Below are 11,859 nucleotides of genomic sequence, written 5' to 3'. Positions count from 1 at the left end.
CGCTGGGCAGGATGCCGCTGCGTGACGTCGGCCGATGCGCCGTGCCCAGGCAAACACGCGTGGACGAGGAGCACCCGTTGGTGAGCATTCCGGACAGAGGACTACTGCAATGGCTCGAAGAACGGTCTGCCGACCGGGGACTGCACTTCGCGGGCCCCGGCGACAGCTGGGACCACTGGTCCTACGCCCGTCTCGCCGACCTCACCTGCCGTACCGCGGCGGCACTGGCCGCCCACGGAGTGCGCAACGGTGACACGGTCGTGGTCGTCCAGCGCTCCAGCCCGGGCTTCGTCGCCGGGCTGTTCGGCACCATGGCCGCCGGCGCGACCGCGTGTTCCATCGCGCCGCCGTTCGCCTTCCAGCGGACCGACGCCTACGAGAGCCACGTGACCCCGCTGTTCGAGACGGCCGGGCCCGCACTGATCATCTCGGACGAGGACTCGCTGCCCCAGGTCAGCCGGGTCGCCGAGCGGCTGGGTCTGAAGCCGCCGGTCCTCTTCGACCAGCTCGTCGAGGGCGTCGCTCCGCTCCCCGCGCCGCTGCCGCCCGCCAGGTTCGCGCTGCTGCAGTTCACCTCCGGGTCAAGCGGCAACGCCAAGGGCGTGCGGGTCACCCACGAGGCGCTGCGGGCGAACGTGACCGCCATGCGCCGGTGGCTGCGGTGGACGCCGGACCTGCCGGGTATCACCTGGCTGCCGGTCCACCACGACATGGGCCTGATCGGCTGCCTGATGAACATCGTGACCACGGGATGCGACGGCTGGATGATGCAGCCGGAGGACTTCATCCGCTCCCCCTCGCGCTATCTGCGCTGCATCAGTGACCAGCGGGTCGGGCTGGCCGCCATGCCGAATTTCGGCCTCGCCTACCTGCTGCGCCGCGTCAAGACCGCCGATCTGGAGGGTCTGCGGTTCGACTCGCTGCGTTCGGTCATCCTCGGCGCCGAACGGATCGACCCGCGGGCGCTGACGGGTGTGGAGGACCTCCTCGGCCCGAACGGTTTCGACCGGCGCGCGTTCCTGCCGGCCTACGGCGGGGCCGAGGCCACGCTCGCCGTCACCGGGTTGCCTCTCGACGAGGACTGGACCGCGCTGGCGCCGAGCGGTTCGGAGGGCACCGCCGCGCCCATCGTGGGCTGCGGATGCCCGCTGGAAGGCGTCGAGGTGGAGGTCATCGACGACGACGGTGCCGTGGTGGCGGACGGAACCGTCGGCGAGATCGTCGTCAGGGGAGCGTCGGTGGCCACCGACTACGTGGGCCGGGCGAGCGCCGTGTCCGGGACCACCCTGGCCGACGGCACGCTGCGCACCGGCGACGCGGGATTCCTGCGGGACGGACAGCTCTTCGTCGTCGGCCGACTCGGCGACGGCCTGAAGGTGCGGGGCCGCATGGTCTTCGCGGAGAGCCTTGAGGCGCTGCTGCACCAAAAGGGCATCCCCGAGCGCCGGGTGGCCGTACTCCTCGGGGTGCGGGACGGCGTGAACACGGCGGCCGTGGTGTTCGAGACCCCGAAGCCCGAGTGGTTCGAGGTGGCGGTGGCCGTGCTGCGGGAATGGCTCGTCGACACCGAGCTGCTGCGCGTCGAGGTGGGCCGGGGCGGCCTGGCCGTCACCTCCAGCGGCAAGCCGCGCCGACGCGTGATGTGGCAGGCGCTGACCGCCGGCACCCTGACCGGCCAGGTCGGCGCACTCACCGAGCAGGCGCAGTCGAGCGCCCCACCACCGGAAGGCACCCGATGAACAGCACCGCACCATCCGCCGTCGGCGCCCAGGACGTCCACGACGCGCACCGCGCACGGATACGGGAGGTCTTCGACCCGTTCCGCGGGGAGACCGACGCGTGGGAGCGCGACGGGCACCTGCCCCGGGAGCTGTTCGCCGCGTTCGGGTCCGCGGGCGTCTTCCGCGACCGGTGGGCCGTGGGCCCCGCGGCCGGGCTCCCCCTGGCCCGCGCCCTGGTCGAGGAGGTCTCGCCGGTCAACGCCGGGGCCGCGCTCGCCCTGTCCATCCACAGCGAGCTGTTCGTGCACGCGCTGCACCGCTACGGGACCGCGCGGACGGCGAGCACGCTTCAGGACGCGCTGGCGGGGCGGGCCATCGGCTGCGCGGCGTTCACCGAGCCGACCGGCGGCTCGGATCTCTACGCGATGCGGACCAGCGCGCGACGGGTGCCGGACGGTGGCTGGCACCTGACGGGAGAGAAGCGCTTCACCACCAACGTCGGCCGTGCCACCCATGTCATGGTGCTCGCCCGGACGGGTCCCGGGGAGAACGCCTTCACCCTGTTCGTGGTTCCGCTGGAGCGTCCCGGCGTCCGCGTCACGCGCTTCTTTGACACGCTCGGCGTGCGCTCGGCCGACACCGGCGGTGTCGAGTTCGACGTGCGGCTGACCGAGGACGAGGTGGTGGGCCGCGTCGACGCCGGTCTGATGTACGCGCTGAAACTGCTGGACTACGAGCGACTCGCGGCGACGGTGGGCCTGGTGGCCGTCGGCCGGGCCGCCCTGGGCATGGCCGCCGTACACCTGCGTGAGCGCACGCAGTTCGGCAAGCGCCTCTTCGACCACCAGGCGCTCGCGCACCGCCTCGCGGACCGCTGGGCCGAGGTGGAGTCCGCGGCGGCGCTCCTCGACACCGCCTGCCGCACGGCCAGGGGCGACCACCTTCCGCACCATCTGGTCGCGGCGGCCAAGCTCGTGGCCGCCCGCGCCGGCAGCGCCGCCGTGGACGAGACGCTCCAGTTCCTCGGCGCGCGCGGCTACACCACCGACTACCCCCTTGAGCGCATGTACCGCGACGCCCGGCTGACCCGTATCGGCGGTGGAACGGACGAGATGCTGCGGCAGATCATCTGCCTGCATCTCGACGTGCCCGACGCCGCCGCGGCGGCCGTCCTCCAAGAGCACGAGAACCGTGTCCACGGCACACCGTCCGTCGCCGCGCACTGACGTCCCGTTCCCACAGGAAGAGAGCAACAGACATGGCCCAGAACGCGACCGTCCTGCAGGCGGATCTGGTCCCCGCCGTGGTGCACCAGGTGATCCGCCTGGTGGCACCGCAGGCCCCCCAGCACCTCCGGAGCGACCATCAGCTCATCGGTGACCTGGGTTTCCACTCGCTGTCCCTGGCCGAACTCGGCTTCACGCTGGAGGACCTGTTCCGTCTGGACTCCATCACCCCCGAGCGGGCCATGGCCCTGCGCACCGTCGAGGACATCGTGGACCTCATCCTGAACGCGCTGGCCCAGGACGCCGCGGAGCTGCCGGCCACCTCCGAGGTGGAGACCGTCTGCGCCCAGTACGGCACCACCTGGAACCCCGCCGCCTGACCGGGCGCCCACCACCACCCCGCCAGGTCGGGAAGCGAAAGGTTCTTCTCCCATGACCACCCGCACGGTCGATCTCCTCGACGAGACGATCCCCGAGGTCGTCGCCACGGTTCTCGGGCTCCGGGCTCCGGACGTCCGGCAGGACATCTCGTTCACCGAGCTCGGTTGCACGTCGCTGCAGCTGGGCGTGGTGTGCGCGCGGCTCGGCGACAGGCTGGGCCGCCCGGTTCCGTTGTCGCAGGTGTACCGCACAGGAACCGTGGAGTCCCTCGCGGCCTGGCTGCGGGCCGGTGACGGGGCGAGCGCACCCGCCGCACCCGCCGCACCCGCGGCGGCCCCGGCCGGCGCCGGGTACGAGGGGCCCACGCCGCTGTCGCGCATGCAATCGTACATGTTCCTCAAACACATGTTCAGTCCGGACGACCTCTCGTTGCACGTGGTGCGCAGCTGGCGGCTGACCGGGCGGCCGGACCGGGCGGCGCTGCGCGAGGCGGTCGCCACCGTGCACCACAGGCATCGCTTCCTGAGTTCGGAGTACCTGTTCAAGGAGGCCCCCTACATCCAGCCGGCCGACGTCCCGCCCCCGGTGATGAGCGAGCTGATCGCCGACACCGAGCAGGAGGCCGGGGAGGTGCTGGCGCGGGAACTCGCCCGGCCCTTCCGGCTGGCGAAGGGGGAGATCTGGCGTCCGGTCTACGTCGCCGTACGGCAGGAACACCTGACGCTCTTCGGCTTCTCCGTGCACCACATCGCGCTGGACGGCGGAGCCGCCGGGTTGATGTCCGGCGAGCTGGCGCGGGCCTACAACGCCGCCGTGAACGGCAGCACGCCCGAACTGCCCCCCGCCGCCGACCCGGTGGACGTCGCGGCGGCACACGACGCGCACCTGCCGTACGTCGACCTTGACGCCCAGCGCGCGTACTGGACCGAGACGGTGAGGGGGCTGACACCGCTGACCTACCCCGGCGGCCCCGAGGCCCCCCACGGTACCGCCTGCCGCATGGTGGAGACGGCTCTGCCCCCGGGCACCGTGGAAGGCGTACGGCGGCTCGCCTCGTCGAGGGCCGTCACTCCCTTCGCCGTGTACCTCGGCGCCTACGCGCAGGCGTTGGGCGAACTGACAGGCACGTCGGACTTCACCGTGGGCACACCGGTCAACCGGCGCGCGCACAGCGTGCTGAACACCACGGTCTCCAGCCAGATGGACATCTCCGTCCTGCGGCCGTCCATCGGCCCGCACAGCACGCCTCCGGAGGCGATCGCGTCGGCGGCCCGCGCCGCCAGGGATGCCTTCCGCCATCTCGACCTCTCCGTCCCGGAGATCGCCGACCTGCAGAGCGACCCGCCGCCGGGCCCGCGCAACCCGCTGTTCCAGAACGTCTTCGTCCTGCAGGACAACGACCCGGGCGGGCTGCCGCTCCAGGGACTGCCCTCGCAGTTCTTCCGTCCCCGCTACCCGGGTGTGTCCAGCGAGATCTACGCGGAGATCTGGCCGTCCGTGGATGACGGCGGGCTCCTGGTCATCGGATACCAGCCCGACGCCGTCTCCGGGGCGTTCTGCCGCCGGCTGACCGACGGCCTGCTGGCCCGCCTCGCCGGATACCTGGCCGCGCCCCCGCACCCGACCACCGATCCGCAGAAGCAGGTGGCCCCATGAACTCCCCCGTATTCGAGCCGGACACCACGGCACACAACCCCTGGGTCTCCGGACGCTTCCTCAGCGCCTATCCCGGGCTGCGGCTCATCTGTCTTCCGCAGTCGGGCGGCGGCGCCGGCGCGTTCTCCGGCTGGCGGCCGCACCTGCCGCCCGGCGTGGAGCTGGTCTCGGTCGAACTGCCGGGACGCGGCGGCCGGGGTGACGAACCGTTGCCGGACGACTTCGACAAGCTGGCCGACCAGCTCCTGGACGGCATCAGCGCCGAACTGTGCGCCCCGTACGCGCTCTTCGGGCACAGCTTCGGGGCGCTGCTCGCTTACGAGCTGACCCGCCGTATCGAACGGGCGGCGCTGCCGACGCCCCAGGCCCTGCTGGTCTCGGCCTCCCGCGCCCCGCACGTCCCGCCGGTCAAGAAGGTCTCGGAGCGCAGTGACGAGGCGTTGCTCGAATGGCTGCTCAAGAATGACGGAATGCCGCGGGAACTGCTGAAGTACGCGGCGTTCGTCACCTATGCCATGCGTGCGATCCGCGCGGACCTGGTGCTGGCCGAGACCTATGCCGTCGAGCGGCCCGACCCGGTCGGCTGCCCGCTGCACGCATTCGGCGGTTCCCACGATCCCGTCGTCCCGCCCACGGACCTCGACGCCTGGCGGGGCTACACCACCGCGGACTTCTCGGTCACGGTGCTGCCCGGCGGGCACGCCTACCCGCACACGGACCCGCGGGCCATGTTCTCGGCGATGGCGGCCGCCCTGCCCGGGCAGATGCCGGCAGCCGCCGCCTCCAGCCCTGTTTCGATCAACCCGCCGCAGAGGTGACGCAGTCGTGAGCGACCCGACAAGCATGTACACGCTCCATTCACGCGGAGAGGAGCTGACCGTCTTCTTCGACACGTTCCGCGGCGAGATCGCGGACCGGCTCGACGAGCACGGCGCGGTCCTGGTCAGGGACTGTACGGCGGATGACGTGGGGCACTTCCAACAGACCCTGGACCACCTGGGTTTCGCCCCGCTGCAGTACACGGAGCGGTCCACCCCCCGCAGTGAGGTGGCCGACGGGGTGTTCACCTCCACCGAGTACCCGGCCCGCGAAGTGATCCCGCAGCACTGCGAGTCGTCTTACTCCGACCTGTGGCCCGGCCGGCTGGCGTTCTTCTGCGTGACCCCGCCGGAGACGGGGGGCGCCACCCCCATCGCCGACGTGTCCGCGGTCCTCGCCGACACTCCGGACGCCGTGGTGACCGCGATGCACGAGCGTGGTCTGCGATACGTCCGCAACTACGGCGGCGGCGTTGGGCTCGACTGGCGTACGGCCTTCCAGACCTCCGACCGCGGCGAGGTCGAGCGGTTCTGCCGCGAGCACGCGCTCCAGTGGCAGTGGCTCGACGACGACTGCCTGCGCACGGTGCGCCAGGCCCCCGCGCTGGCCGTGCACCCGCGGACCGGGGTCCCCGTCTGGTTCAACCACCTCGTCCTCTTCCACCAGTCGGCGCTGGCGCCGGAGGTACGGGCCGGCCTGGTGGAGGTCCTGGGCGCCGAACGGCTGCCCAACGACGTCCTCTACGGCGACGGGGAGACGATCCCCGACGCGGACGTGGACGCGGTGCGCGCTGCCTTCGCGCGTCACACCCGGCGGTTCGACTGGGAGCGCAACGACGTCATGGTCATCGACAACATGCGCTGGTCGCACGGCCGCGAGGCGTTCACGGGCACCCGCAGGATCGTTGTCTCGATGTCTGACGCCCTCTCGCGCGCCGAGCAGCCCGACTTCGCCGTGCCCCTGCGGGGCTGACCGGCACGAACACCCGGACGGCTCAAAGGGAGGGGCGGCTGCCTCGGAGGACGTGTCGGGTCCTCCGAGGCAGCCGCCCCTCACAACGTGTCGGGTCAGCCGGCGAGGTACTCGGGGCGGGCCAGCGCCTCGTCCAGGAGCAGGTCCCGGATCTTCGGGCTGAGCAGGTCGATCTGCCGGAGAACCTGGATGACCTTGCGGAACAGCAACTGCCGGAAGCCGACCATCATCGGGTCCGTGCGGGCGAAGCGGACCCCCTGCTCCACGTCCAGGTCCATCTTCTCCCAGACCTCGCGCAGCAGGAACCGCTGGGACATCAGATGGATCGCCTCCAGCAGGAACTGCTCGCGCTCGTCCCGCTCCGCGGCCGACATCTCCTCGTAGAGCCCGTTGAGGGCGATGACGCCGAAGGAGATGTGACGCGCCTCGTCACGCGCGATCATCTTGGTGATGGAGGTGATGATGGGGTCACCGAAACCCGCGCTCGCGACCCGGGTCGCGGCGAGGGCGAGACCCTCCACGATGACCTGCATGCCCAGGTACACGACGTCCCACCGGGAATCGCCGAGCAGGTCCCGCAGCAGCGCCTTCAGGCCGCGGTTGATCGGATAGGTGACACCGAGCTTCTCGTCGATGTAACGGGCGTACGCCTCGACGTGCCGGGCCTCGTCGGCGACCTGAGCGGCGGCATACACCTTCGAGGCCATGTCGGGGACCGTCTCGACCAGCCGCGCCGTGGTGAGCAGAGCGCCCTGCTCACCGTGGAGGAACTGGTTGACCATCCAGGCCTGGTACTCCCAGCGGAAGGCGTCCCACAGCTCCCTGGGCACCGGGCTCTCCGGTGACGCGGCAAAGGGGGCGACCGCCTTGCCGAACTCCTCGTCGAGGGGGGCGCCGAACCGGACGTCGTAACTCCAGTCGATGTCCGTCGCAACGTTCCACTGGGAGACCTTGCTCTTCTCGTACAGGCCCCACAGCCGACTCGTCGTGGCGGTGTAGTCCCAGTTCATGATCGCGCGTATGTGCGCGTCGACCTCCATGAGCGCCGGCGCTGCACCCCCGAGCGTGAACAGTTCGTCCGCGCGGTTCTCCGCTTCACTGTCGGTCACCGAGCTGGCCATCCTTCCCAGGCTGTGAACCGGTCTCCACCATGACCGCAAGCCATCCGGCCCGCGGCTCGACCAGGCTCCTTCGACACACATCTACGCCGCCCATCCTCACGAGCGCCCGCTCACGCCTCCAGGCATCCGAGAGGCAACTGCCGGGCAGCCAAGTTGCCGACGCCTTACCTGGCAGGAACCGCGGCGGCCCCGGTTACTTGGAGACGGTATTCACAGGCGATCCCGAGGAGCCCCCGCATGACCGCACACCTGGACGGCGCACCGACGGTCCTGGACAGCGCGCGTCACCACCTCGTGCCGGGTGTGGCCGAACGCCACCGGATCATCGGGGCAGGAGCGGTCGAGGCCACGGCGAACGGCGCGGAGGTACTGCTGTCCAACGGCCGGAATGTGCTGGACTTCGGCAGCTACGCGGTACCGCTGTTCGGCCACCGGCCGCCCGCCGTGGTGGAGGCGGTGCACCGGGCACTCGACGAGATGCCGACGTCGACGCGGCTGCTCGCCAACCCCTACGCCGCACGGCTCGCGTCTCGGCTGGTGCGGGCCCTCGCGCCCGACCGGCTCACCAGGGTCTGGCTCGGCCTGAACGGCGCGGACGCGGTGGAGGCGGCCCTGAAGCTGGCCATCGCCCGGACGGGACACGCCTCCGCGCTCGCCGTCGAGGGCGGCTTTCACGGCAAGAGCATGGGGGCCCTGGCCCTCACCTCGGACCCCGAGCGCCGCAAACCCGTGCAGGGCTTCCTCGGTGACGTGCGCCATCTCCCCCTGGAGCCGTACGCGGTGGCCCGCGCGCTCGCCGAACGGCCCGCCGCCGCCCTGGTCTTCGAACCGGTGCAGGGCGAGGGCGGCGGTCGCATCCTGCCGCCGGAGCTGCTGCGCCGGTGGAGCGCCGACGCCCGTGCCGCGGGTGCCTTCGTCATTTCCGACGAGATCCAGTGCGGGCTGCGCCGCTGCGGGCCGATGTCCCTCGCCGTAGAGGAGGGGCTGGAACCCGACGCCGTACTGCTGGGCAAGCCTCTGGGCGGCGGGGTGATGCCGCTGTCCGCGATGGTGAGCACCGAGGACCTGTACGCCCCGCTCGTCGCCGACCCCTATTTCCACACCGCGACCTTCGGGGGCCATCCGGCCTCGTGCGCGGCGGGGCTGGCCGCTCTGGACCTGCTCGACACGAGGGCCGACCTCTTCGCCGCACACGAAGCCCCGCTCCGCCAGTGGCTCGGGGCTCTGCACGAGGAATTCCCCGACGTGGTCGTCGAGACCCGCGCCGTCGGCCTGTTCGGGGTTCTGCGGTTCGCCACCGAGGCCCAGGCGGGCCTGACGATCCTGGAAGCCGGCCGACGCGGACTGCTCCTCGCCCAGTGCCTCACCGCACCCACCGTCCTGCGCGTCCTGCCCCCGGTCGTCACCACTCACGACCAGATGGCGTCGGCCGCACACAGCCTGCACGCGGCCTGCCGGGCTGTGGCCCGCCGAACCTCGGCCTGAGCAGCCCTCATCATGCGCACAGCGCAGGTCTGAAGGCGCCCAGGGGGTGATGCAGGGGGTCATGCCGCGGGACAAGGGAGTCGCCCGCGCGGGCCTGGCGTAGTTCCAGCACGACCGGAACGCTCCCTGCCGGCTCACCGTCACAGGCGGGCCGCATCGGCTTGGTCCCGAGGGCTGCTGGCGCTTTACCGAGCCGCTGAGGAAGCGCTGACGGACATCGGCGAGCATGCCGAACCGGAGTGGGTCGAGGTGCGCCTGGCATACGAGACGTCCGCCACCCGTATGACCATCGAGGATTTCACCACCAAGGGCAGGCCACTGCCGACCCCCACTCGCGTCAGCGGCGGCCATGGCTTCATGACCATACGTGAACGGGCCGATCAGCTCGGCGGTACGCTTTCCGTAGACCAACGACCCCAGGTTTCCTGTCGAGTTGGAGGTATCCGCATGGAGCAGGCGATCCGCATCCTCATCGCTGACGACCAGCGAGCCGTCCGGGAGGGGCTGGCCATGATGCTCGGGCTGTTGCATGATGTCGATGTCGTGGGCGTCGCCTCCGACGGCGCCGAGGCCGTCGCGCTTGCCGAGGACCTCTGTCCCGACGTCGTCCTCATGGATCTGCGGATGCCCCGCTGTGACGGTGTCGAGGCCACACGTCTGCTGCGCGAACGCCGCCCCGAGATAAAAGTTGTCATCCTCACGACCTACTCGGACGACAGATCTGTGATCGACGCGCTGCGGGCCGGTGCCCGCGGCTACCTCACCAAGGAGACGGGCGGAGCGGAGATCCGGGAAGCTCTGAAACGTGTCCTGGACGACCACGCCGCCATCGACCCTGCCGTGCAACGTCATCTCATTGATGCCATCGTCAGTGCGCCTGCAACTCGGCGGCCGTTCTCGCGCCCCGGTCTTCCCGACGCTCTCACCCCCAGGGAGGCTGAAGTACTGACTCTCATCGCCGCCGGCCTGTCCAACACCGAGATAGCCGAGCACCTCGTCATCAGCGAGGTCACGGTCAAGAGCCATATCAATCGCCTGTTCGCCAAGATCAACGCCCGTGACCGTGCCCAGGCCGTCGCCTACGCATACCTGCACCGGCTCGTCGAACAAGCGCACAGCTGAGACACCGTGTTGTAGGCGCCGCGGGATGCTGAGGCAGGATGCCGAGCTCTTGCGCCAGGATGATCGAGTCATCAACGGGAGGCAAGTCCTACCACGTGATCGACCCCACGAATGGCCATCCAGAAACTTAGTGGTCGGCTCCGTAAATCCTTCGGGGGTTGATCACGCTGCCACCGTGGCGGAGCATTCTTCGTGGTGATCGGCGGTGTGCCGGTCGAGCCTAGCCAGCAGTTCGTCCAGGTCGGAGGTGGTGAACTTCCACTAGAACGGCTGTGCTGCGGCTTTGTAACGGTCTTCGAAGGCTCGGAGCCGGCGCAAGCCCCAGCCGCCGTCCGATGGGGTTACGGTCGGCCACGGCTCCCTGCCTGTCACGTGGTGACGGACTTGAATACGCTGCGAACTCAGCCGCCCCCTGCCCGCCTTCGACGTGGCGCTGTGCCAGTACTGGGAAGGACAGCTCGACTGGACCGGCCTCACCGCCTGGCCCGGCCTTGCCGACGGACCGGGCAGCTCCCAGCATCTGATCGGTGACCTCTCCCTCGAGGACTGCGACGACTACCTCGCCCGCCGCCTGGTCCAAGACCGCCGGCCCCTCATCAGCCCCGACATCCGGGCCGCGAGCACCGCCCGCTCCTACGGACTCCCCCTGCACCTGGACCTCGCCGTCGGCCGCTTCCTGGAAATCCGCCGCACCCGCGAACCCCTCCCCCAGGACTTCGACCACGCCTTCCCCGCCCTCCTGGCCCGCGTCCTGTCCGACCTCACCCCCGAGGAGCGGCACCTGCTGCGCTCCATATCGCTCCTCGACGCCTTCGACCTGGACCTGGCCACCCAAGCCGCCGGCCTCACCCACCAGGCCCCGCCCGCCGCCTGGTGGAACGCCCCCTCGTCACCGAGAACCCCTACGCCCTGTGGCCCTATCACCTGCACCGCGCCATCCGCGCGGATGTCCGTACCGACGACCACGGCGACGACCGATGGACCGACGCCGACTGGCAGCAGGCCGCCACCCGCGCCCTGGCCGCCCTCGGCCACCAGTGGGCCACCGCCAACGCGGGCCCCGGCATCAGCCGCCCCCTCCTGGTCGCGTGCCTGCGCCAAGGCCTGCGCCTGGCCCGCGAACACCGCCTAGAGCGACCTGGGCTGGCTCACCGACGCCGCCTTCGCCTACACCGACGACTCCCTGTGGGAACCCCTCTCCCCACCCGCCCCCGACCCGTCGCAGAACGTTGGTGATCCCGGACTGGACACGCCCGCCGACGCCCTGGCCGAGCTCCTGTCCGCGATCACCCGCCGCCAGCACGAGCACCGTCAGCGCACCGCCGACCGCCTCACCGCCGTCCTCGACACCCGCCT

Annotated in this window: 10 protein-coding genes; 9 read left to right on the top strand and 1 reads right to left on the bottom strand. The window is 70.8% G+C overall.

The genetic code is table 11. The features are described 5' to 3' along the window. Nucleotides 1–80 precede the first annotated feature (80 nt). Genes OG452_RS34395 through OG452_RS34370 form a run of 6 tightly spaced genes read left to right on the top strand, consistent with a single transcriptional unit; the run spans nt 81 to nt 6,775 of the window. Nucleotides 81–1,739, top strand: a complete 1,659-nt coding sequence (locus OG452_RS34395; protein WP_327299442.1) for an AMP-binding protein — start codon at nt 81–83, stop codon at nt 1,737–1,739. Then, nucleotides 1,736–2,947, top strand: a complete 1,212-nt coding sequence (locus OG452_RS34390) for an acyl-CoA dehydrogenase family protein (RefSeq protein WP_327299441.1) — start codon at nt 1,736–1,738, stop codon at nt 2,945–2,947. Before OG452_RS34395 ends, OG452_RS34390 begins: the two co-directional genes overlap by 4 nt. A gap of 32 nt (nt 2,948–2,979) precedes the next feature. Further along, entirely contained in the window at nt 2,980–3,327 is a 348-nt protein-coding gene (locus OG452_RS34385; RefSeq protein ID WP_327299440.1) for an acyl carrier protein, read from the top strand. A 52-nt stretch (nt 3,328–3,379) separates the two neighbouring features. Beyond that, nucleotides 3,380–4,984 (top strand): condensation domain-containing protein, encoded by a 1,605-nt coding sequence (locus OG452_RS34380; protein WP_327299439.1) that lies wholly within the window; start codon nt 3,380–3,382, stop codon nt 4,982–4,984. Beyond that, nucleotides 4,981–5,802 carry a thioesterase II family protein gene (locus OG452_RS34375; RefSeq protein WP_327299438.1) on the top strand — a complete coding sequence of 274 codons (822 nt, stop codon included), beginning with the start codon at nt 4,981–4,983 and terminating at the stop codon, nt 5,800–5,802. Before OG452_RS34380 ends, OG452_RS34375 begins: the two co-directional genes overlap by 4 nt. Nucleotides 5,803–5,809: 7 nt before the next feature. Continuing rightward, on the top strand, nt 5,810–6,775 hold the full coding sequence (locus tag OG452_RS34370) for a TauD/TfdA family dioxygenase (RefSeq protein ID WP_327299437.1): 966 nt from the start codon (nt 5,810–5,812) through the stop codon (nt 6,773–6,775). A gap of 95 nt (nt 6,776–6,870) precedes the next feature. Here OG452_RS34370 and OG452_RS34365 read toward each other — a convergent pair whose 3' ends face one another. After that, nucleotides 6,871–7,884 (bottom strand): ferritin-like domain-containing protein, encoded by a 1,014-nt coding sequence (locus OG452_RS34365; RefSeq protein WP_327299436.1) that lies wholly within the window; start codon nt 7,882–7,884, stop codon nt 6,871–6,873. Nucleotides 7,885–8,133: 249 nt separating this feature from the next. Here OG452_RS34365 and OG452_RS34360 point away from each other — a divergent pair, with 249 nt between their 5' ends. From OG452_RS34360 to OG452_RS34350, 3 genes are all read left to right on the top strand, one after another. Further along, complete coding sequence (locus OG452_RS34360) at nt 8,134–9,381, top strand: aminotransferase class III-fold pyridoxal phosphate-dependent enzyme (RefSeq protein ID WP_327299435.1); 1,248 nt, start codon at nt 8,134–8,136, stop codon at nt 9,379–9,381. Nucleotides 9,382–9,828: 447 nt separating this feature from the next. Then, nucleotides 9,829–10,503 (top strand): response regulator transcription factor, encoded by a 675-nt coding sequence (locus tag OG452_RS34355; protein ID WP_327299884.1) that lies wholly within the window; start codon nt 9,829–9,831, stop codon nt 10,501–10,503. Between the two features lie 427 nt (nt 10,504–10,930). Beyond that, nucleotides 10,931–11,635, top strand: a complete 705-nt coding sequence (locus OG452_RS34350) for a hypothetical protein (RefSeq protein ID WP_327299434.1) — start codon at nt 10,931–10,933, stop codon at nt 11,633–11,635. Nucleotides 11,636–11,859 lie beyond the last annotated feature (224 nt).

It is taken from the genome of Streptomyces sp. NBC_01197 (assembly GCF_036010505.1).
GTDB lineage: Bacteria > Actinomycetota > Actinomycetes > Streptomycetales > Streptomycetaceae > Streptomyces.
The sequence above is the reverse complement of the archived record's forward strand: the minus strand, read 5'-3'. Positions and strand labels throughout refer to the sequence as shown.